Origin of the sequence: Flavobacterium sasangense DSM 21067, assembly GCF_000686885.1 — a bacterium.
Lineage (GTDB): Bacteria > Bacteroidota > Bacteroidia > Flavobacteriales > Flavobacteriaceae > Flavobacterium > Flavobacterium sasangense.
In genome coordinates this window covers 42394-65660 of record NZ_KK366032.1, presented here as the reverse complement: position 1 = coordinate 65660, position 23267 = coordinate 42394, and the positions used below count along the sequence as shown (strand labels likewise).

General features: G+C 32.5%; 22 protein-coding genes. 17 read left to right on the top strand and 5 right to left on the bottom strand.

Annotation, left to right across the window (positions count from 1 at the left end; translation table 11 throughout):
- Positions 1-15: 15 nt before the first annotated feature.
- Positions 16-945, bottom strand: coding sequence for a fasciclin domain-containing protein (locus BP92_RS0114110; protein WP_026726617.1), 930 nt, complete (start codon positions 943-945; stop codon positions 16-18).
- A 184-nt stretch (positions 946-1129) separates the two neighbouring features.
- On the opposite strand from BP92_RS0114110, the gene BP92_RS0114105 reads away from it, so the two are divergent.
- The 6 genes from BP92_RS0114105 to pafA all read left to right on the top strand — a co-directional run bounded on the left by BP92_RS0114105 (position 1130) and on the right by pafA (position 7871).
- Positions 1130-1894, top strand: a complete 765-nt coding sequence (locus tag BP92_RS0114105; RefSeq protein ID WP_026726616.1) for a toxin-antitoxin system YwqK family antitoxin — start codon at positions 1130-1132, stop codon at positions 1892-1894.
- On the top strand, positions 1895-3082 hold the full coding sequence (gene mnmA / locus BP92_RS0114100; protein ID WP_026726615.1) for a tRNA 2-thiouridine(34) synthase MnmA: 1188 nt from the start codon (positions 1895-1897) through the stop codon (positions 3080-3082).
- A 59-nt stretch (positions 3083-3141) separates the two neighbouring features.
- The gene (locus BP92_RS0114095; protein WP_026726614.1) at positions 3142-4758 is read left to right on the top strand and encodes a S8 family serine peptidase; all 1617 of its coding nucleotides are present in this window, start codon (positions 3142-3144) and stop codon (positions 4756-4758) included.
- Positions 4758-5702 carry an NAD(P)H-dependent flavin oxidoreductase gene (locus tag BP92_RS0114090; RefSeq protein ID WP_026726613.1) on the top strand — a complete coding sequence of 315 codons (945 nt, stop codon included), beginning with the start codon at positions 4758-4760 and terminating at the stop codon, positions 5700-5702. The genes BP92_RS0114095 and BP92_RS0114090 overlap by 1 nt, the downstream gene beginning before the upstream one ends.
- Positions 5703-5716: 14 nt before the next feature.
- Positions 5717-6145 (top strand): hypothetical protein, encoded by a 429-nt coding sequence (locus BP92_RS0114085; RefSeq protein WP_026726612.1) that lies wholly within the window; start codon positions 5717-5719, stop codon positions 6143-6145.
- Between the two features lie 112 nt (positions 6146-6257).
- Positions 6258-7871 carry an alkaline phosphatase PafA gene (pafA, locus tag BP92_RS0114080; RefSeq protein WP_026726611.1) on the top strand — a complete coding sequence of 538 codons (1614 nt, stop codon included), beginning with the start codon at positions 6258-6260 and terminating at the stop codon, positions 7869-7871.
- A gap of 55 nt (positions 7872-7926) precedes the next feature.
- Here the strand turns inward: pafA and lysA are convergent, their stop codons facing one another.
- The gene (gene lysA / locus BP92_RS0114075; protein ID WP_026726610.1) at positions 7927-9132 is read right to left on the bottom strand and encodes a diaminopimelate decarboxylase; all 1206 of its coding nucleotides are present in this window, start codon (positions 9130-9132) and stop codon (positions 7927-7929) included.
- Between the two features lie 237 nt (positions 9133-9369).
- On the opposite strand from lysA, the gene sucC reads away from it, so the two are divergent.
- The 5 genes from sucC (at position 9370) to priA (ending at position 15620) form a co-directional block, all read left to right on the top strand.
- Positions 9370-10563: an ADP-forming succinate--CoA ligase subunit beta gene (sucC, locus tag BP92_RS0114070; protein ID WP_026726609.1), complete on the top strand. Its 1194-nt coding sequence runs from the start codon at positions 9370-9372 to the stop codon at positions 10561-10563.
- 122 nt (positions 10564-10685) lie between these two features.
- Positions 10686-11543, top strand: coding sequence for a carboxylating nicotinate-nucleotide diphosphorylase (gene nadC / locus BP92_RS0114065; RefSeq protein WP_026726608.1), 858 nt, complete (start codon positions 10686-10688; stop codon positions 11541-11543).
- A 3-nt stretch (positions 11544-11546) separates the two neighbouring features.
- A complete protein-coding gene (locus BP92_RS0114060) occupies positions 11547-12470 on the top strand; it encodes a YihY/virulence factor BrkB family protein (RefSeq protein ID WP_026726607.1) in 924 nt (307 codons plus the stop codon).
- 20 nt (positions 12471-12490) lie between these two features.
- Entirely contained in the window at positions 12491-13054 is a 564-nt protein-coding gene (locus tag BP92_RS0114055) for a chalcone isomerase family protein (protein ID WP_026726606.1), read from the top strand.
- A 115-nt stretch (positions 13055-13169) separates the two neighbouring features.
- Positions 13170-15620, top strand: a complete 2451-nt coding sequence (gene priA / locus BP92_RS0114050) for a replication restart helicase PriA (protein WP_026726605.1) — start codon at positions 13170-13172, stop codon at positions 15618-15620.
- On the opposite strand, the gene BP92_RS0114045 is transcribed toward priA, so the two are convergent.
- Positions 15617-16312: a LytR/AlgR family response regulator transcription factor gene (locus tag BP92_RS0114045; protein ID WP_026726604.1), complete on the bottom strand. Its 696-nt coding sequence runs from the start codon at positions 16310-16312 to the stop codon at positions 15617-15619. The two genes, priA and BP92_RS0114045, sit on opposite strands and share 4 nt — an antisense overlap.
- A gap of 150 nt (positions 16313-16462) precedes the next feature.
- Between BP92_RS0114045 and rpsF the strand changes: the two genes are divergently transcribed.
- The 6 genes from rpsF (at position 16463) to BP92_RS0114015 (ending at position 20841) form a co-directional block, all read left to right on the top strand.
- Positions 16463-16804 (top strand): 30S ribosomal protein S6, encoded by a 342-nt coding sequence (gene rpsF / locus BP92_RS0114040; RefSeq protein WP_026726603.1) that lies wholly within the window; start codon positions 16463-16465, stop codon positions 16802-16804.
- 2 nt (positions 16805-16806) lie between these two features.
- A complete protein-coding gene (gene rpsR / locus BP92_RS0114035; protein ID WP_008253655.1) occupies positions 16807-17103 on the top strand; it encodes a 30S ribosomal protein S18 in 297 nt (98 codons plus the stop codon).
- A gap of 63 nt (positions 17104-17166) precedes the next feature.
- A complete protein-coding gene (gene rplI / locus BP92_RS0114030) occupies positions 17167-17610 on the top strand; it encodes a 50S ribosomal protein L9 (RefSeq protein ID WP_026726602.1) in 444 nt (147 codons plus the stop codon).
- Between the two features lie 60 nt (positions 17611-17670).
- On the top strand, positions 17671-18144 hold the full coding sequence (locus BP92_RS0114025) for a DUF6495 family protein (protein WP_026726601.1): 474 nt from the start codon (positions 17671-17673) through the stop codon (positions 18142-18144).
- Between the two features lie 2 nt (positions 18145-18146).
- Positions 18147-20138 carry an NAD-dependent DNA ligase LigA gene (gene ligA / locus BP92_RS0114020; RefSeq protein ID WP_026726600.1) on the top strand — a complete coding sequence of 664 codons (1992 nt, stop codon included), beginning with the start codon at positions 18147-18149 and terminating at the stop codon, positions 20136-20138.
- The gene (locus tag BP92_RS0114015) at positions 20131-20841 is read left to right on the top strand and encodes a hypothetical protein (protein ID WP_026726599.1); all 711 of its coding nucleotides are present in this window, start codon (positions 20131-20133) and stop codon (positions 20839-20841) included. Before ligA ends, BP92_RS0114015 begins: the two co-directional genes overlap by 8 nt.
- A 687-nt stretch (positions 20842-21528) precedes the next feature.
- On the opposite strand, the gene BP92_RS0114005 is transcribed toward BP92_RS0114015, so the two are convergent.
- Complete coding sequence (locus tag BP92_RS0114005; protein ID WP_026726597.1) at positions 21529-22443, bottom strand: bifunctional metallophosphatase/5'-nucleotidase; 915 nt, start codon at positions 22441-22443, stop codon at positions 21529-21531.
- 11 nt (positions 22444-22454) lie between these two features.
- A complete protein-coding gene (locus BP92_RS0114000) occupies positions 22455-23243 on the bottom strand; it encodes a 5'-nucleotidase C-terminal domain-containing protein (RefSeq protein WP_026726596.1) in 789 nt (262 codons plus the stop codon).
- Positions 23244-23267 lie beyond the last annotated feature (24 nt).

The window sequence follows — 23267 nt, the reverse complement described above, 5'->3', positions numbered from 1 at the left end:
ATTAATAGAAACGAATTAATCTAAGTTTGGAAGTAATACTTGATTTACAGCATGTATTACACCATTTGAAGCTTGCACACCGGTAGCAACAATATTTGTAGCTCTACTTTGCTCATCTGTAATTACTGTTCCAGAAATTGTAAAAGTTCCTGTTTCAAAAGTAGTTATTGGACCTGATGGAATCGCATTAGATAAAACGTTGGCACCAGGAACAACATGATAGGTTAATACAGCTGTTTTTTGTGTAGAATTCAATCCACCATATAAATTTAATGTTGCAGTATCAAATGCACTATTTAATGGAGCAAAAACGGTAAAAGGAGAACTAGCAGTTCCGTTAAGAGTTCCAACTAACTCTTGTTCTGTTAGTAATGTAGCTAACGTGCTGAAATTTGGATTAGCAGTTGCATGTGTAACAATTGTTGGTAAACCAATAACTGCATCAACAACATGGATTACTCCATTATCGGCAATAATGTCAGTTGTTGTTACACTTGAAACGCCATTTAATCTAACTCCTGAATCTGTATTAATAAACATACTTAATGTGTTAGTAGACGAAGCGCTACCTTTTGCTAATGTTTTTACATAACCAGTAGTTAATCCTGAAGATAAATTGGTTCCACTAACTACATGATTTAATAAAACTTGTTTTAGTGTTGTTAAGGGAACATCATCTAAAGATTCAAAACCATTGGCATCTAAAAAATCCATGAAAGCGTCATTTGTTGGGGCAAAAACGGTGTAAGAACCTTCTTGATTAAGAGTTTCAGCTAAATCTGCACGATTTAAAGCATCAACAAGAATTGAAAAGTTTGGGTTTTCTGATGCGATATCAGTTATTGAATTGTTCTGTTGTGGGCTATCATCATCAGAACATGAAAACATTAATGTAGAACTTACTACTAATAACGTTAATTTGATTAATTTTGCATAGTTTTTCATAGTGATTTATTTTTTGTTTAATCAAAATTAAAAAAGACTAAACAAATAAAAAACTATTTTGCTGCGTTATATAGCAGATTTAACTCACATTTATTTTTTGTTTAATCAGTATTTGGTCTAATATTTGATTTTTCAATGGTTACATTGTGATTAATAATTAATAAATTAAACAACAGTCAAAAAAATGAAGCAATTATTTCTTGCGTTTTTACTTTTAGGAGCTTTTATTGCAAATGCTCAAGATAAAATTAACCAATTAGACGATAAAGGGAACCGTCATGGTTTATGGAGAGGAACTCACAAAGAGTCTAATCGTGTTCGATATGAAGGTACTTTCGATCATGGAAAAGAAACAGGTATATTTAAGTATTTTGATGATACAAAAGCAGGAACTGTTATTGCTACTAGAGATTTTTCTAAAGGTGATGGTTCGTGTTATGCGGTTTTTTATGATCAAAAAGGAAATAAAGTAAGTGAAGGGAAATTGGTAAACAAACTTCCTGAAGGAGAATGGAAATACTATCATTTCGAATCTAAACAATTAATGTCGCAAGAGTATTATAAAGATGGTAAACTTGATGGTGTTCGAAAAGTATTTTATAAAGATGGAACTATTGCTGAAGAAACCAATTACAAATTAGGTACTAAAGTTGGAGCTTCTAAAACATATTCAGAAAAAGGACAATTAATAGATTCTCATATCTATAAAAATGGTCAATATGATGGAGTTGCTTCTTATTATGATGGATTGGGCAATAAAATGTATGAAGGGAACTATGTTAACGGAAAACGTGTGGGAACTTGGAAGTTTTTCGAAAAAAACAAAGTGATTAAACAAGTTAAAGCCGCGAAATTTAGTCAAGAATTGATTAAATATGAGCAAAGAAATGCTAAAGAAGCATCAAAAACATTGGAACAGTTAAAAGAAGAAAAAGGAGGACAAGAATAAATGAAAAGAGTAGTAGTAGGACTTTCGGGTGGAGTAGACTCGAGTGTTGCCGCTTATTTATTAAAAGAGCAAGGATACGAAGTTATTGGGCTATTCATGAAGAATTGGCATGATGATTCCGTAACGATTTCAAATGAATGTCCATGGTTAGAAGATAGTAATGATGCGCTTTTAGTTGCTGAAAAATTAGGAATTCCTTTTCAAACGGTAGATTTATCAGAACAATACAAAGAGAAAATCGTTGATTATATGTTCAACGAATACGAAAAAGGAAGAACTCCAAATCCTGACGTATTGTGTAACCGTGAAATCAAGTTTGATGTTTTTATGAAAATTGCGATGTCATTAGGTGCTGATTATGTGGCAACCGGACATTATTGCAGAAAAGGAACCATCGAAAAAGACGGAAAAGAAGTTTTTCAATTGTTAGCAGGAAAAGATGGTAATAAAGATCAATCGTATTTTTTATGTCAACTATCACAAGAACAACTTTCGAAAGCGTTATTTCCAATTGGTGAATTAACCAAACCTGAAGTTCGTGAAATTGCATCAAAATTAGATTTAATTACAGCCGAAAAGAAAGATTCGCAAGGACTTTGTTTTATCGGAAAAGTACGCTTACCTGAATTTTTACAACAAAAATTACAACCAAAAGAAGGTGTAATTATCGAAATTCCAGCGGAAGCAGAAATATATCATCAAGAAAAACCGAATTTCAATTCGGAAGAAGAAGCTTTTGCTTTTGAATCGAGAAGAATTGATTATCTAAAAGTTCCAGGAAAAGTAATGGGTAAACATCAAGGCGCTCATTATTTTACTAAAGGACAACGCAAAGGTTTAAATGTTGGAGGAACAAAAGAACCTTTATTCATTATTGAAACTGATGTAGAAAAGAATATCGTATATACTGGACAAGGCAATCAACATCCTGGATTATTCAAAAAAGCATTGTTTATTTCAAACGATGAAATTCACTGGATAAGAGAAGATTTAGCTTTGAAAGAGGGTGAAAAAATGGATGTAATGGCTAGAATTCGTTACCGTCAGCCTTTACAAAAAGCAACTTTACATCAATTCAAAGATGGCATGTATGTAGTGTTTGAAAATCCGCAATCCGCTATAACAGAAGGGCAATTCGTGGCTTGGCATCACGACGATGAAGTTTTAGGAAGCGGTGTTATTGCATAAAAACAATTGTAGTTTCTTCAATAAAAATGAGTAAATTTGATTTAATAAACCCAAATTTTATGAAGAAACTACTACTTTTTACATTATTGGTTTTCAATTTTGGCTTTTCTCAGGAAGATGCTTGGGTGTATTTTAATGACAAACCAGATGCCGCTTTTTATTTAAGTAATCCTTTACAGATGCTTTCTCAAAGAGCATTAGACAGAAGAACTTCTCAAGGAATTATCTTGGATAATACGGATGTTCCTATTGCTCAAACGTATATTGATCAAGTTACTGCTGCAACAGGAATTACCGTAATGGCAAAATCGAAATGGTTAAATTCGTTACATGTTAGAGGAACTCAAGCGGATATTCAATTACTAACTAATTTGCCTTTTGTAAATCATATTCAGTTCGCAGATGCTAGCTTGAATTCTAGACATTCTAATACGATTCAAAAAACTACAGTAATTCATCCTGTAAACAAACAATTAGAAGTTTTAACCGATTTTAACTACGGAGGTTCATCGAATCAAATTCAAATGTTGAACGGTCATTTGTTGCACCAACAAAATTATACGGGTCAAGGTAAGATGGTAGCTATTATGGATGCGGGTTTTCCTGGAGTAAATTCTGCAAGTCCATTCCAAAGATTACGAGATAATAATTTAATTTTAGGAGGTTATAATTTTCCAGACAGAAATACCTCTATTTATACAAGAAATTCTCATGGAACATCAGTATTGTCTTGCATGGCTGGTTATGTTGATAATCAATTAGTAGGCACTGCTCCAGATGCTCAATATTACTTGTTCATAACTGAAGATGCAAATTCTGAAAATCCAGTAGAGGAATCGTATTGGGTAGAAGCAGCAGAAATGGCCGATAGTTTAGGAGTTGATGTTATCAATTCCTCATTAGGTTATTTTACATACGATAATATTAGCTATAGTTATTCTTATTCTGATATGAACGGATTGAAAACTTTTGCTGCAAGAGGAGCAAATATGGCTTTTTCAAAAGGAATGATTTGTGTAACAAGCGCTGGAAATTCCGGAAATTCAGCCAATCCGCATATCGCAACACCTGCAGATGCCATTACTACTCTAACTGTAGGAGCCGTAGATGCATCTGAAAATTATGTTTCTTTTAGTTCTATCGGACCATCTTTTGATGGAAGAGTAAAACCCGATGTTTGTGCAAAAGGTTACGCTGCAACTGTTAGTAATTCATCAGGAAGTATTGTAAATGCTAACGGAACATCTTTTTCAAGCCCCATTTTAGCAGGAATGGTGACTACCTTTTGGTCAGCTGTTCCAAATATGACAAATGCTCAAATCGTTCAATTTGTAAAAGAATCGGCTGATATTTATGCCAATCCAACCATTTATAAAGGATATGGTGTACCTGATTTTCAATTGGCTTTAACCAATGCTTTATCAGCAAACAATTTTGAAAATGATATTATATTATTGTATCCAAATCCAGTTCAAGATAAAGTAACTATTGTTTTTTCAGATACAAATTTTTCTGGAAATCTTATTTTATTTAATAGTATCGGACAACATGTAGGATCTTTTGATATTTCTGAAACAAATGCATCCGTTAATTTAGAAAATTTGGCATCAGGTTTGTATTTTTACCGATTAAAAATAGAAAATAAAACAACTCAAGGAAAATTATTAAAATTATAATGAATAAAATTACCCAACTCTTCAATATAAAATATCCCATCATCCAAGGCGGAATGATTTGGAACAGCGGTTACAAATTAGCAAGTGCCGTAAGTAACGCTGGTGGTTTAGGATTAATTGGAGCAGGATCAATGTATCCAGAAGTGTTAAGAGAACACATTCAAAAATGTAAAAAAGCAACCGATAAACCTTTCGGAGTAAATGTTCCTATGTTATATCCTAACATTGAAGAAATCATGCAAATTCTAAAAGAAGAAGGTGTAAAAATCGTTTTTACATCGGCAGGAAATCCAAAAACTTGGACTCCGTTTCTAAAAGAAAATGGCATAACAGTTGTACATGTTGTAAGTAGTTCTAAATTCGCATTAAAAGCACAAGAAGCTGGAGTAGATGCTGTAGTTGCTGAAGGTTTTGAAGCCGGCGGACACAACGGAAGAGAAGAAACGACAACGTTAACCTTAATTCCAATGGTGCGCGAACAAATTTCAATTCCACTAATTGCTGCAGGAGGAATTGCAACAGGAAGAGGAATGCTAGCTGCCATGACTTTAGGTGCGGACGGTGTTCAAATGGGAAGTCGTTTTGCTGCTTCAACTGAAAGTTCTGCACATGATGAATTCAAAAGAACAATTGTGGAAACAGGAGAAGGTGATACGCAATTAACATTAAAAGAATTAGCTCCGGTTCGACTAATCAAAAATAAATTCTATAATGATGTTCAAGAATTGTACGCTAAATGTCCATCAAAAGAAGATTTAGAAGCATTATTAGGAAAAAGAAGGGCAAAAAGAGGTATGTTTGAAGGTGATTTAGTGGAAGGCGAATTAGAAATTGGTCAAATTGCGGGATTAATTCACGATATTTTGCCTGTTGAAACTATTGTTGATAATATCATTACCGAATTTAACATTGCTAAAAAAGAGGTAGCTACCTTTGAATTTTAAAAAAAAACATCGAAATGAAAAGTTTAAAATATATACTACTGTTTTTGTTTTTTGCATCGGCAACGACTTATGCTCAAAAATATAATTTCAAAACTTCTGGTTATATGGTAAGCCAGAAAGATAATAAGGGAAATTGGAGCGATTGGTCTAAATTGCAAAAATCAGAGATGACGGTGCTGTTAGATATGGAAAGTCACCGAATTGTGGTTTATTCAGAAGTACTTCAGCTGTTTTCTATTATGAAATATGGAAACCAAGAAACGATTGGTGATGACGATGTGGTTAAATTCAATTGTGTGGATAACAATGGTGTAGAATGCGTTTTAGCTATTTACACCAGAAAGAAACAAGGTGGTAGAAATCAATTATACATTACATATGAAGATATGATTATTGCTTACAATATGACAGTTCTTGAAGATAAGCCCGCAAAGAAGAAATAATTCTAAACTATATTTAAAATGACTTTTTATTGAATGTAATAGAAAGTCATTTTTGTATTTATTAACATTCCATTTACATCAAAAACGTACTTTTGTATAAAATAGTTTTAAAATGAAAAAAGCCTTAGCTGTATCAGCATTACTTGTTTCTTCGCTACTTTCAGCGCAAGAAAAACCTAAGTTAGTAGTAGGAATCGTAGTAGACCAAATGAAAATGGAATATTTATACCGTTTCTCAAACGACTTTTCAGAAAATGGTTTCAAACGATTAATGAAAGAAGGATATACTTTTCATAACACGCATTATAATTACATGCCAACTTATACCGCTCCTGGACACGCTTCAGTTTACACAGGAACAACGCCAGCTGTTCACGGAATTGTAGGTAACGAATGGTTTAATAAAGCAACCGGAAAAGATATGTATTGTACTGACGATGCAACGGTTTCAACAATTGGAGACGATTCAGACAAAGAAGGAAAAATGTCACCAAGAAACTTGCAAAGTTCTACCATAACTGATGAATTAAAGTTGTCAACCAATTTTAAAGGAAAAGTTATCGGAATCAGTATTAAAGATAGAGGCGCAATTCTTCCAGCGGGACATTTTGCGGATTGGGCTTTTTGGTACAGCAAAACAGGAGCGTTTATTTCAAGTACGTATTACGGAGAAAAACTTCCAGATTGGGCAACGCAATTCAATGCTGAGAAAAATTATTTGAAATATGTAACCAAAGGTTGGGATTTATTAAAACCAAAAGAAACGTATAACGAAAGCTTAACCGATAACAATCCATACGAAGGAAAATTGTATAAAAAAGCACCGTTTATGCCTTACAATTTGCAAGATATGTATGATGCCAACGATGCAGGAATTCTCCGTTCAACACCTTTTGGAAATAATTTATTAGCTGATTTTGCTAAAAAAGCTATCGAAAGCGAAAATTTAGGAAAAGACAATATCACAGATTTCTTGGCTGTAAGTTTTTCTTCAACGGATTATATCGGACACGTTTTAGGACCGCGTTCGATTGAATTACAAGACACATATTTGCGTTTGGATGAAACGATTGCTGATTTCTTAGCTTACCTAGACAAAACGGTTGGGAAAGGAAATTACTTAGTTTTCTTAACTGCCGATCACGCTGGTGCGGAAAATGTAACGTATTTAAAAGACAACAAATACAAAGTAGATAACATCAACTATAAAAATATTCAGAAAGACTTAAAAGAGTTTTCGGAAACTACTTTTGGAGAAAACTTAGTATTAGATTACTCAAATTACAATGTGTTTTTTGATAAAGCAAAAGTAAAAGGAAAAGGGTTGAACTTGCAAGAAGTAAAACAAACCTTTAAAGATTATTTACAAAAACAAGATTATATCAAGCGTGTTTACACCGAAGAGGAAATAACCAACGGAAATCCAAGTGATTATTATTTAGACTACATCACAAAAGGATACGACCCAACACAAAACGGAGAACTAATCATGATTTTCAAACCAGGCTATGTAGAATATTCTTCAACCGGAACTACGCATGGTTCAGCTTATACTTATGATACACATGTTCCACTAATTTTCTTCGGTTGGAACATCAAAAAAGGAGAAACTCACGATAGAAAAGAAATCACACAAATTGCTCCAACAGTTACCCAAATGTTAAAAATTACCATGCCGAATAGTTCTGATGGTAAGGTGTTGTTGGAGGTTTTAAACTCGAAATAAATCAAAAAACCCGAATTAATTACTAATCCGGGCTTTTCTTTACTTAACAAAAAAACTAAATTTCAATCATTACCTGATTTTTCAAAATATCATCAAACGTTTCGCGTTCTCTGATTAAATGACCTTTTCCTTCTTTCCACAGCACTTCCGCTGGTTTTAGTCGTGAGTTGTAGTTAGATGCCATTGAAAAGCAATATGCGCCTGCGTTTCGGAAACACAAAATATCACCTTCGTGAATTTCTGTAATTCTTCGGTTGCTAGCAAAAGTGTCGGTTTCACAGATATAACCTACTACCGAGTAGTAGCGTTCTTTTCCTTTCGGATTGGAAATGTTTTCAATATGATGTTGCGCTCCATATAGCATCGGACGAATTAAATGATTGAATCCTGAGTCAATTCCTGCAAAAACTGTTGAAGTGGTTTGTTTTACCACATTTACTTTCGCTAAGAAATAACCTGCTTCGCTAACCAAGAATTTTCCAGGTTCAAAAGCTAGTGTTAATGGTCGACCATATTCTTTTTCGAAAGCTAAAAAACGTTTCGTTAATTTTCTTCCAAATTCTTCTACATTGGTTTCAATATCATCTTTTTTGTAAGGAACTTTAAAACCACTTCCAAAATCAATAAAATCCAACTCTTTGAAATTTTTTGCAGTTTCGAATAAGATTTCGGCTGCATACAAAAATACTTCCACATCTAAAATATCAGAACCCGTATGCATGTGGATTCCATTGATATGCATTTTCGTGTTTTCAATAATTCTTAAAATATGAGGCAATTGATGAATCGAAATTCCAAATTTACTATCAATATGACCCACCGAAATATTCGCGTTTCCACCCGCCATCACATGTGGATTAATTCGAATACAAACTGGAATTGTTGGGTGTTTCGTTCCAAATTGTTCCAAAATTGATAAATTATCAATGTTGATTTGAACACCTAATTGTGCTACTTCTTCAATTTCTTCCATCGAAACGCCATTAGGCGTATAAATGATATCTTTTGGGTCAACACCAGCATGTAATCCTAATTGTACTTCTTGTAAAGAAACTGTATCTAATCCAGAACCTAAACTTTTTAAGTATTTCAAAACAGAAACATTCGATAAAGCTTTAACAGCATAGTGTACCTTAAAGCGTTCTACTTTGCTAAATGCATTTTGTAATCGGTTGTATTGAAAGGCGATTTTTTCCGCATCATAAACATATAATGGACTTCCAAATTCTGTTGCTAATTGTTGTAATACTTCTGGTTTCATTTTTGATTTAATTTGATGCAAAAGTAAATCAATATTTAAAAGATGCAATTTTTAAAACAATTATTAACAAAATATAACAAAATGTTTTATTTGTAACATTTGTGTTTTTTTAGAGTTGTAGTTTTAATACGAATATGTATATCAAATTCCCAAATTAAACGAAAAAAAGTTAGTCCATTAAAAATTACTTTGCTATTTTTGTGGCACTTTTTTAAACAAGATAAACGCATAACAATTATGAACATACACGAATATCAGGGTAAAGAAATCCTAGCTAGTTATGGAGTACGTGTTCAACGTGGTATTGTTGCAAACAATCCAGTTGAGGCGGTAGCTGCAGCAAAACAATTAACTGCTGAAACAGGTACAAGTTGGTACGTAGTAAAAGCACAAATCCATGCTGGAGGTAGAGGAAAAGGTGGAGGAGTTAAGTTAGCTAAAAACTTAGACCAAGTAACTGAAATTTCTGAGCAAATCATCGGAATGCAGTTAATTACACCACAAACTCCACCAGAAGGAAAAACAGTTCACAAAGTTTTAATTGCTGAAGATGTTTATTATCCTGGTGAAAGCGAAACTTCTGAATTCTATGTTTCTGTATTATTAAACAGAGCAACAGGACGTAACATGATTATGTATTCTACTGAAGGTGGAATGGATATCGAAGAAGTAGCTGAGCACACACCACACTTAATTTTTACTGAAGAAATTGATCCTGCTTACGGATTACAAGGTTTCCAAGCTAGAAAAATTGCTTTCAATTTAGGTTTGTCTGGTGAGGCTTTCAAAGAAATGGTGAAATTTATCGATGCTTTATACAAAGCGTATATCGGTTCTGATTCTTCAATGTTTGAGATCAACCCAGTATTAAAAACATCTGACAATAAAATCTTAGCAGTTGATGCTAAAGTAAATATCGACGATAACGCTTTATTCAGACAAGCAAAATATGCTGAAATGAGAGACGTTAGAGAAGAAAACCCAATCGAAGTAGAAGCTAAAGAAGTAGGATTAAACTACGTTGACTTAGATGGAACTGTAGGTTGTATGGTAAACGGAGCTGGTTTAGCAATGGCTACTATGGACTTAATTAAGTATGCAGGTTTTGAGCCAGCTAACTTCTTAGACGTAGGTGGAACTGCCGATGCTAAACGTGTGGAAACAGCTTTCCGTATCATTTTAAAAGATCCAAACGTAAAAGCTATTTTAATTAACATTTTTGGTGGAATCGTTCGTTGTGACCGTGTTGCTCAAGGTGTTGTTGATGCTTACAAAAACATGGGTGACGCTATTAAAGTGCCAATCATCGTTCGTTTACAAGGAACAAACGCAGAAATTGCTAAAGAATTAATCGATAATTCAGGTATGCCAATTTTATCTGCAGTACAATTCCAAGAAGCTGCTGACCAAGTAAAAGCAGCTTTATCTTAATCGAATTTTAAATTCAATCATAATGAAACTCTCAGATTTATCTGGGAGTTTTTTGTTTTTAAACACTCAATATTTTTTAAACTTCAAAGGATTTCTTACATTAGCAATTCAATTTACAAAACATGATTTCAGAAGCGCAATTTCAAAAAGAATTAGAATTAATCATTAGCAATGCCATTCGCGAAGATGTTGGAGATGGCGACCATAGTTCGTTGGCTTGTATTCCAGCTTCAGCACAAGGAAAAGCGAAGTTGTTAGTTAAAGATGAAGGGATTATCGCAGGAGTAGAATTCGCTAAAATGATTTTTCATTATGTAGATAAAGACATGAAAGTGGAAACTTTTATCAATGATGGTCAAAGAGTGAAACATGGCGATATTGTTTTTCATGTTTCCGGAAGTTCGCAATCGATTTTGAAAGCGGAACGTTTGGTTTTGAATTCAATGCAACGCATGAGCGCCATCGCAACGAAAACCAAAATGTTTGTTGATTTACTGGAAGGAACAAAAACTAAAATTTTAGATACTCGTAAAACCACACCTGGAATCCGTGCCATCGAAAAATGGGCGGTAAAAATTGGTGGTGGTGAAAATCATAGATTTGCTTTGTACGATATGATTATGTTGAAAGACAATCACAACGATTTTGCTGGAGGAATTCCGCAAGCGATTGCAAAGACAAAGCAATATTTAATCGATAATAAAAAAGATTTAAAAATCATTGTAGAAGCCAGAAATTTAGACGAAGTGCAACAAATTTTAGATGCTGGCGGCGTTTATCGAATTTTATTAGACAATTTCGATTACGAAACTACTAAGAAAGCAGTAGCCATGATTGGAAATCAATCTTTGACAGAATCTTCAGGAAATATTAATGAAAAAACCATTCGTAATTACGCAGAATGTGGAGTGAATTATATTTCTTCAGGTGCTTTAACGCATTCAGTTTATAATATGGATTTAAGCCTAAAAGCAATATAATGTATGTCAGAAGAAATAGAAAATAAACTCAATAAAATTCCTGTTGTAAGACAATTAATTTCGCTTACAAAAGCTGTAAAGCTTAAATCTTTAGAAGGTTTGTCGCTTTATGATATTTTAGAAATGTATGTTTTGGGAATTTTCAAAGGCGCTTTTTCATACAGAGCGAGTGCCATTGCGTTCAGTTTCTTTATGGCGTTATTTCCATTTGCTTTATTTATCTTGAATTTAATTCCGTTTATCCCTTTGGAAAATTTCCAAGCCGATTTTTTAGAGTTTGTAGAAGAAGGAGTTCCACCCAATACTTACGAAGCTATTGAAGCCATTTTGAAAGATATTATGGAAACTAGTCACCAAGGATTACTTTCATCAGGTTTTATTTTGTCTATTTTGTTGATGACTAACGGAATTAATGCCATTTTGGGAGGATTTGAAATGTCGGCCCACATTACGATTACTAGAGGTTTTTTTAAACAATATTTCATTTCATTAGCTATTTCTTTAGTATTGTCGATGATTTTACTAATCACGGTTGCTGCGATTGTAGTTGCTGAAGTAATGATTCAAAAAATTAATCTTTTTGGAGAAGTAACGGATATCGCATTAATTGAATGGAGTAGATACGGATTCATTCTTTTGATGATTTTAATTACCACTTCAATTTTATATAAATTTGGAGCTAAAGAAACCTCAAGCATGTCATTTATTAGCTATGGTGCTGTTTTTACTACTATTTTAATAATTTTATCATCCTACATTTTCGGAATTTATGTAACTAAATTTGCTAAGTACAACGAGTTGTATGGTTCAATTGGTACGCTTCTTGTACTAATGTTTTATATCTGGATTAATTGCATGGTTTTATTATTAGGTTTCGAACTAAATGCAACAATTTCAAAATTGAAAAGAAAAAATTTATATATTTAACCAAACTAAAAAAAAAGATTATGAGAAAACAAGTTATTACATTTTTAATGTTGATTGCGACTGTATTCACGGTTAATGCACAAAAAACTGTATCAGGAGTTAAAGTAGATGCTAAAATGAGTTTAGAAGGTCAGTCTTTAGTCTTAAACGGAGCAGGAACTCGTGTTAAAATGTTTATGGACATGTACGTAGGTTCTTTGTATTTAGAGAAAAAAAGTACAAATGCTTCTGAAATCATGAACAGTAAAGAAGGAGCGGCTATTAAACTAAACATCGTTTCAGGTTTGATTACTTCTGAAAAAATGGTTTCTGCTATCAATGAAGGTTTTGAAAATGCTACAGGTAAGAAAACAGCTCCATTAAAAGCTAAAATTGATAAATTCAAAGGTTTCTTCAAAGAAGAAATCAAAAAAGGGGATGTTTTTATTATCATCAATGTGCCTAACGAAGGAGTTGTTGTTTACAAAAACGGAGTTAAAAAAGGAAGCATTGACGGTCACGATTTCAAAAAAGCTTTATTCGGAATCTGGTTATGCGACAAACCAGCTGATAAAGATTTAAAAGACGAAATGTTAGGAAAATAATTCCAACTAAATATAAAAGTAAGCGTTCTCAATCGAGGACGCTTTTTTTTATTGATGTATTTATCTTTTCTCTTTTTTCTTTTCTCTATTCTCTTTTTCCAACTATATTTGTTCTATGCTGTATTTTATCGAAGTCGTTTTACCATTAGCTGTTTCTAAAACCTTTACGTATCAGGTTTCGGAAGCGGAATTTAACTACATTCAAATAGGAATGCGAGTGGCAGTTCCCTTTGGGAAAACTAAGATTTATACTGCTTTGGTGTTAGATAAAACGAATACGCCACCTCAATTATACGAAGCAAAAGAAATTCATCAAATTTTAGATGAAAAACCAGTTGTGAATCTTCACCAAATCGAACATTGGAAATGGATTTCGTCTTATTATATGTGTTCGTTAGGCGAGGTTTTTCGAAGTGCATTGCCTTCTGGTTATATTTTGGAAAGTGAAACCATTATTTCAGCTAAAGAAAATGTCGAAATTGATTCGAATGAACTTAAAGATGACGAATATCTAATTTTAGAAGCTTTAAAAAGTCAATCTTCGATTACAGTTCAAGAGGTGATTAAGATTTTAGGAAAGAAAACAGTTTTCCCAATCATTAATCGATTATTGGCGAAAGGCGCTTTGGTCTTGCAAGAAGAAATTTCGGAACAATACAAACCAAAATTAGTTCGTTATATCAGATTGCAAGAAGAATTTTTGCAACAAGAAAGATTAGCCGAATTATTAGAAATGTTATCCAAAGCCAAAAAGCAACGCGAATTGGTTCTACATTATTTCCAATTACAAGCTCGTGAAAAAGCACCTATTTCAGTAAAAAAACTAATTGAAACTTCGGGAAGTTCTGCAGCAATTGTAAAATCTTTAGTTGATAAAACAATTTTCGAAGAATATTACATCGTCCAAGATAGAGTAACTTTCGATAAAGATGATGATAGTCAATTCACGTTAAGTGAAGCCCAACAAGTAGCTTTTGAGAGCATTCAAGAAAATTTCAAATCGTTTGATGTAAATTTATTACACGGAGTTACCGCTTCTGGTAAAACCGAAATTTACATCAAACTTTTAGAACAATATATTAAAGAAGGAAAGCAAGTTTTGTTTCTATTGCCAGAAATCGCTTTAACCACTCAATTAGTACAACGATTAACAGCTTATTTCGGAAATGAAGTTGCTGTTTTTCATTCCAAATACACCAATAACGAACGAATAGAAGTTTGGAATCAAGTTTTAGAAAATTCGCCAAAAGCTAAAGTAGTGATTGGGGTGCGAAGTGCTTTGTTTCTTCCGTTTTCCAATTTAGGATGTATAATTGTAGATGAAGAACACGAGCAAACTTTTAAGCAACACGATCCAGCGCCACGATATCATGCCCGCGATGCTGCTATAGTTTTAGCGAAGCAACACGGAGCGAAAGTAGTTTTAGGAAGCGCGACTCCATCTTTGGAAACCTATTATAATGTGCAATCCAATAAATACGGTTTAACGGAATTGAAAGTGCGCTACGGAAATGTAGTGTTACCCGAAATTCAGCTCGTTGATTTAAAAGATAAATATTTCAGAAAGAAAATGTCGGGACATTTTTCTGATGAATTATTAGAGGAAATTACCGAAACTTTATCAAAAGGCGAACAAGTTATTTTATTTCAAAACCGCAGAGGATTTTCGCCTTATGTGGAATGTATGACGTGTGGTCATGTGCCGCATTGCCCAAGTTGCGATGTAAGTTTGACCTATTACAAATTCAAAAATCAATTGCGTTGTCATTATTGTGGTCATTCGATTTCTAATCCAGCACATTGTCATAGTTGTCAATCGGTTGATTTAACTACTAAAGGTTTCGGAACTGAACAAATTGAAATGGAATTGAAAACCTTTTTTCCTGAAAAAAATATCGGAAGAATGGATCAAGATACGACTCGAGGAAAATTTGGCTTCGAGAAAATCATCGATTCCTTCAAAAATAGAGAAATCGATGTTTTGGTTGGCACGCAAATGTTGGCCAAAGGTTTAGATTTTGATAATGTAACTTTAGTTGGGATTCTAAATGCCGATAACTTATTAAACCAACCGAATTTCAGAGCTTACGAAAGAGCGTATCAAATGATGATGCAAGTTTCGGGTAGGGCAGGTCGTTCCGAGAAAAAAGGAAAAGTGGTAATTCAAACCTATAATCCATATCACAACACTATCCAACAAGTTTTGGGTAATGATTATATAGGAATGTATAAAGAGCAAATTTACGAACGCCAGAATTTCAAATATCCGCCTTTCTTTAGATTAGTAAAACTTACTTTGAAACATCGTGATTTTGATAAACTGAAAGAAGGTTCTATGTGGATTTATAACGTGTTGTCTCAAAATTTAGATATGCCCGTTTTGGGTCCTGAAGAACCAGCTATTAATAGAATTCGCAATGAGTATATTCGCACTATTATGGTTAAAATTCCGGTTCAGAAGCATTTGGGCAATACCAAAAAAAATATTGCGAAAGTGCTCATGAGTTTTGAAGCAGTTCCGCAATATCGTGCTATTAAGGTAAAAGTTGATGTCGATGTGTATTAAGCGTTTTCGATAGCTTTTACAATTTCTTCTTTCTTGTTACGACTTAATGGTATTTTTGTATTTCCAATTTCAGCAAACTTACTATTGAATTTCTCCACTCGGTCTAAATTAATAATGTATGATTTGTGTACACGAATGAATTTACCTTCTGGAAGCTCTTTTTCAAAACCTTTCATGGTTGATAATACTAAATGACTTTCATCATCGGTAACCACTTTGATGTAATCGCCATAAGCTTCAATCCATTTAATTTTAGAAACATACACTTTGAGTTTCTTTAAATTACTTTTGATAACGATACTTTCTCCATGATCTTCATGGTTTTCATAACGTAACGCGTGAAGTTCAGTAGCTTTTTTTACCGCTTTATTAAAACGTTCTTTAGAAATAGGTTTTTGAAGAAAATCAGTTGCTTCATAATCAAAAGCTTTCACTGCGTAATCTGCTTTTGAAGTAATGAATATAATTTGTGGTTTTGTTTTTAGTCCGTCTAATAAATCGAAACCGTTTATTAACGGCATCTCAATGTCTAAGAAGATTAAATCAATAGTATTGTTGTTGATACAATTCTTTGCCTCAAGAGCATTGGCAAAATCTCCTACTAAGTTTAATAATGTTGATTCGTTAACTAATTTTGTGATGGTAATTCTTTGAATAGCACTATCATCTACAACGATACAATTCAACTTCATGGGCATGTAATTTTTATAGTTTGTTAAAAGTAGAACAATTATTACAAATACACAAGTTTTTTTAATAAAAATTAATAATGTGTTATGCTTGCTATTTCAAATAAAAGTATTATTTTTGCACCCAATTTTATAACAATAAATATAAAGATTATGAATCATTATGAAACTGTTTTCATCTTGAATCCCGTTTTATCTGAGCAACAGGTAAAGGAAACAGTAAGCAAGTTTGAAGATTTTCTTACTTCTAAAGGGGCTGAGATGGTATCGAAAGAAGATTGGGGCTTAAAAAAATTAGCTTACGAAATTCAACACAAGAAAAGTGGATTTTACCACTTATTCGAATTCAAAGCGCCAGCTGAAATCATTATTGCATTTGAAACTGAATTCCGTCGTGACGAGCGTGTTATGCGTTTCTTAACGGTGTCTTTAGACAAACATGCAATTTCTTGGGCAGAAAGAAGAAGAGCAAAATTAAAATCTAAAACAAACTAATCATGTCTACATTAGAGCAATCTGCAAAAGGGAAAAAAGACGGGGATATCAGATATCTTACGCCTTTAAATATAGATACAAACAAAACTAAAAAATACTGTCGTTTCAAAAAATCAGGTATCAAATATATCGATTATAAAGACGCAGACTTTTTATTGAAATTTGTTAACGAGCAAGGTAAAATTTTACCAAGACGTTTAACAGGTACTTCATTAAAATACCAAAGAAAAGTTTCTGTAGCTGTTAAAAGAGCTCGTCACTTAGCTTTAATGCCATACGTGGCCGATTTATTAAAATAATATTTAACAAATAGTTGTTGCTTCGCCATTGGTGAGCTAACTTCTAATTAAAAGGACAACAACATGGAACTTATCTTAAAACAAGACGTTCAAAATTTAGGATTTAAAGATGATGTAGTAACTGTGAAAAACGGATACGGACGTAACTTCTTAATTCCTCAAGGTTTTGCTATTTTAGCTACACCTTCTGCTAAAAAAGTTTTAGCTGAAAACTTAAAGCAAAAAGCTCACAAAGAAGCTAAAATCGTTGCAGATGCAAAATCTTTAGCTGAAGCTTTAAAAGCTTTAGAAATTAAAATTACTGCTAAAGCAGGTGGTGATAAATTGTTTGGTTCAGTTACTAGCGCTAACATCGTGGAAGCATTAGAAGCTAACGGTCATTCAATTGAGAAAAAATTCATCACTAGTGGTGTTGTAAAACGTGTAGGTAAATATACTGCATCAGTTAGATTACACAGAGATGTTATCGTTGAATTACCATACGAAATCGTAGGTGAAAAAGCATAATTTTTCTTAAAATATAAATTAGCTCCGATTTTATCGGGGCTTTTTTTTTATCTTTACTTTATGAAATACGCAAGATTAACTAAAGAACAATTAGAAGAATTACATCCAGAATTCATTACTTTTTTAGCTACACAATCAATTGATAAAAAGGAATGGGATGAAATTAAGCAAAATAAACCTCATATTGCCGAACAAGAAATTGACGTTTTCTCTGATATGATTTGGGAAAAAGCGTTGACGAATGTTACGCACATTGATCATTTTTCTAAAAACTACATTTTTCTTTTTAAATGTATGCAAAATGTGGTTTTTTCTTTCGTAATAAAAACCAATAATCCACAAATTGACTTTGTTTCTGCTGATGGAATTCATTGGCTATCAGAAAATTTATTTTCCGATGATGTTGAAATTACAAGAGGCAAAAAAGATTTATCAGAAAACAGAAATGAATCGTTGTTTGAAATTATCAAGCAAGGCGGAATCATCAGCAAAGGAGAATTGTTTACCAAATTAGACAGCTTAATCAATCAGTAAATATGAACGTTTTAGATACTATTAAGAATTTAAGAGACGAATTAAATCAGCATAATTACAATTATTATGTTTTAGATAAACCTATCATTTCTGATTTTGAATTTGATCAAAAGCTAAAACAATTACAAGATTTAGAAGCACAACATCCTGAGTTCTTCGATGAAAATTCCCCTACTCAAAGAGTAGGAGGAATGGTTACGAAGAATTTTGAAACGGTGAAGCATGAATATCGCATGTATTCGTTGGATAATTCGTATTCCATAGAAGATTTACAAGATTGGGAAACCCGAATTCAAAAGGTTTTGGGCGATGTTTCTTTAGAATATACGTGCGAATTAAAATACGACGGAGCATCAATTAGTATTTCGTATGAAAATGGCCGTTTAGTTCGTGCTGTAACGCGTGGCGATGGTTTTCAAGGCGATGATGTCACGAATAATATCAAAACGATAAAAGCAGTTCCCATTCATTTAAAAGGAGATTTTCCCGAGAAATTTGACATTCGAGGAGAAATCATTTTGCCGTTTGCTGGATTTGAAAAAATGAATCAAGAGTTAATTGAAATTGGCGAAACACCTTATTCTAATCCAAGAAATACCGCTTCTGGAAGTTTAAAATTACAAGACAGTGCCGAAGTTGCCAAGCGACCATTAGATTGCCTTTTGTATTTCGTAATTGGAAATAATCTACCTTTTAAAACCCAATTCGAAGGCTTACAAAAAGCACGAGATTGGGGATTTAAAGTGCCAACACAATCCAAATTAGCTAAGAATCTAAACGAAGTTTTCGAATACATCAATTATTGGGATAAACACCGTCACGATTTACCTTATGAGACAGATGGCGTGGTAATTAAAGTCAATAATTTACAACATCAAGAGGAATTAGGTTATACGGCAAAATCTCCACGTTGGGCAATGGCGTATAAGTTTAAAGCCGAACAAGTAACTACGAAATTAAATTCAATTTCCTATCAAGTTGGACGAACAGGTGCTATTACTCCGGTTGCGAATTTAGAACCCGTGCAATTGGCGGGAACGATTGTAAAACGCGCTTCATTGCATAACGCTGACCAAATAGAAAAATTAGACATTCGAATTGGCGATGAAGTTTTTGTAGAAAAAGGTGGCGAAATTATTCCGAAAATTATTGCGGTTGCCAAAAGAGGTAATCAAACCGAGCCAACAAAATATATCACTCATTGTCCAGAATGTCAAACAGAATTGGTTAGAAGCGAAGGCGAAGCCAATCATTTTTGTCCAAATTTCTATGGTTGTCCACCGCAGATTATTGGAAGAATTCAGCATTTTATTACAAGAAAAGCCATGGATATTGATGGTTTAGGTGGAGAAACGGTTGCTTTGTTGTTCAATGCAGGTTTGGTTATGAATTATGCCGATTTGTACGAATTAAAGAAAGAGCAAATCATTCCGTTAGAACGAATGGCGGAAAAATCAGCAGAAAACTTAATCAACGGAATTGAAAAATCGAAAACGATTCCATTTGAGCGTGTTTTATATGCGTTAGGAATTCGATATGTAGGTGAAACAGTTGCTAAGAAGCTAGCGAAGCATTACAAATCAATTGATGCAATTGCTCAAGCGAGTATCATGGATTTGATTTTGGTTGATGAGATTGGCGATAAAATCGCACAGAGTGTCGTACAATTCTTTGAAAATCAAGAAAATATTCGTATTATTGATAAGCTTAAGAGTTTTGGAGTTCAATTAGAATCGGGTGAAGATGATGTTTTACTTTCTGAAAAATTAAAAGGAAAAACCTTTGTCGTATCAGGAGTTTTTGAAATATATTCTCGAGATGAACTAAAAAAAGCTATTGAAGATAACGGAGGAAAAGTAGGAAGTTCAATCTCATCAAAAACCGATTATGTAATTGCTGGAGATAATATGGGACCATCCAAACTAGAAAAAGCAAATCAATTAAAAATTGCAATTATATCAGAATTAGACTTCAAACAAATGATAGATGCTTAAAGTAAATTCGGCTTTAATATTATATTTTACAGCTTTTATTTTATATGTATTTGCTGTTATAATTGGAAGCGATAATTTGGAACTTTTTAGTAAGCCAATTATCATTCCGTCGATTTATTATTTCTATTATATTAGTGTTAGGGGTAAGATTGATTATTTGTTTTCTTTTTCGGTTTTGTCTTTTTTTATAGGAGAAATTTTGCATTTAATTAGTAGAGAAGAGTTTAATGTTTCGGGGCTTATATTTTTATTAATTCCATATTTCATTATATTGTTTTTTATTTTTCAAGATTTAATCTATTATTTGAAAAAGAAAAAAATTAACCTGAACACCTTTTCTTTCTATATTATCGTAATGCTTTTAGTGTATTTGTTTTTTAATGTACTAATGATGATGATAGAAGAGAATAGCTTTGAATTTTTTATTTATTCTTTGTATGGAATATTATTGTTGTTAATGGGAATTTTAGCCTTTGTAATGCTAATTAACTACATTAATAGAACAATTTTGTACACGGGTTTTATGGTTGGTTGTTTTCTATTATCCGATTTGTTTTTTGTTTTTTCAAAAAAAATCCCCGATTTATTAGCCTTGAAGATGATTAATGTTGCAACTCAAGAGTTATCGTTTTTTTGTTACATAAGTTATTTTGTTTACAGAACTAAATTTAAACTTTATGGTAAGAGAGATATTCAAGACTGATAAAAATATAGATAGCCGAGCTAGTGGAGCTCTGTATATATATTTTATTTCCTATTTGTGTTATTTGTTTTTTTATAGGGTTTATGGCGATTTAGACATAGCTTTGATTTTTAAACCCATCATAGTTCCAAGTATTGCTTTTGCTTACTTTTTTATAAGTAAAGCAACAAAAATATATTTGAATTTATTTTTGTTTTTAGTAATCTTTTTTGCTGATAATTTGATTTTGATAGAGGGAAGAGATATTAAAGTATTTTCGACCTATTTGTATCTAATAGCAATAGGTATTTTATTTAGTTATGTAGTTACAGATTCGAAAATTTTTAAAAAAAATAATTTTTTAAAAAACAATTTCAATTATTTTATAATTGCTTATTTGTCGTTGGTTATCTTTTATAAGATTGCAAGTTTGACTTTAAATATGGAGTTTAAAGAGTTTTTTGTAGTAATTGGATATATTATAATGTTCTTAATGGTTTTGATTTTGAGTATTTATAATGCATTACGATTTAAATCAATTGCTTCTAGATTTTTATTGTTAACCATTTTATGTCTTTTTTTTTCTGACATGTTTATAGTATTAAATAAGTATTATTTTAAAAATGATATCTTTATTTATATCTCTTGTATAATCGAAATTCCAGTGTATTATTTTCTTTTAAAATATCTGCTTTATAGAGAAAAGTACTAAACAATAATATTCTTTGTTTGATCGTGATGCAATTTGTCGTTGGTTAAATAGAAATCAATTCTACCCAAATTCACTCCAAAACAGCCTACTTGATTAATTAAAACTTCTTTTCCTTCACTATTTTTTTCAATCACAGGTTTGTCTAAGAAAGTATGCGTGTGACCACCAATAATCAAATCGATATTTTTAGTTTTTTGCGCTAAAACAATATCACTTGGTTTTTCAGGTTCGTCTTTGTATTTGAATCCTAAATGCGACAAACAAATCACCAAATCACATTTTTTTTCTTCTTTTAGAATTCGCGTCATGTCTTGTGCTACTTCAATTGGATTGTTGTAAACCGTTTCTTTGTAAAGTTTTTTATCCACAAGTCCATCTAATTGAACGCCTAATCCGAAAATTCCAATCTTAATTCCATCTTTTATAATGATTTTATAAGGTTTTACGATATCATTTAAAACCGTGTTTTTAAAATCATAATTAGCTGATACAAAATCAAATTTTGCATTTGGTAATTGCGCATAAAAACCATCAATTCCGTTGTCAAAATCGTGATTTCCCATTGTGGCCACATCGTATTGCATCATACTCATTAGTTTGAATTCCAATTCGCCACCATAATAATTGAAGTATGGAGTTCCTTGAAAAATATCGCCAGCATCTAACAAAAGCACGTTTTTTTCTTCTTTTCGGATGCTTTCTATGATAGCAGCTCTTCTGGCAGCACCACCCATATTTGGGTTTTTTGGATGATCGGCAGGAAATGGATCGATATGACTGTGCGTGTCATTCGTATGTAAAATAGTAATCTTTTTGGTATCAATAGTAGAAAAACTACTTAAACTCACTCCTGATAAGCCAAGTAAAACCGAACTCGCAGCTGTTTTTTGGATGAAATCTCTTCTCTTCATTGCTTTAAGTATTATTCTAAAATTATTTTTTCGGTGGTTAGGTTTGGAATTGTATCTACTTTCTTAAAATAATCAATCATCATATTTCTAAGCTTATATTCCATGTCAAATTTGATTTTACTTTCTTTAAAAAACGTCATATTATCGCCTCCATTGGCTAAATAATCGGAAGTTCCCACATAATAAATTCGATTTTCATCTAAAGGTTGATTGTTAATTTCAATCTTATTTATTACTGAAGTTGACTTATCAATATAAATTTTCATTCCGTACAAAGGATGAGGCTTCTTTTCTTTTATGATATATTCGGCTAACGTTTTAATTTCTTTTCCAGTTAATCCCACAATGAACAAACTATTTTCAAAAGGCATCACTTCAAAAGCAGTTCTTGTAGTTACATCACCTTTTGGAATTACAGCTCTGATACCGCCGTGATTTAGCAAACAAATATCAATCGTTTTGTTTTCTCTTTTTTGAAAAACCGGATTTCCAAGTTCAAAAGTGATTTCTGCTAATAAATTCCCGATATTCGATTGCCACGTTCCCTTGCTTTTGTCTTGTGTTTCTGGACAGTAAGCTAATACGCTATTTAAATCTTTATTGATATTATCACTGTAAGGTTTTACGTAAGTTACAATAGCTTCGTTTTCACCTTTTTCATTGGTAACGCCTATTTTTTTTCCTTCAATTTTAGTAGTTTGATAGGAAGAAGTTGATTTACAAGATATAAAGAGATTAAATGTTAATAATATAACAAAAAATCCAAAAGATATCGTATTCTTTTTTACATTTACAAGCATAACAAAAGCTTAAATTTTTAATTT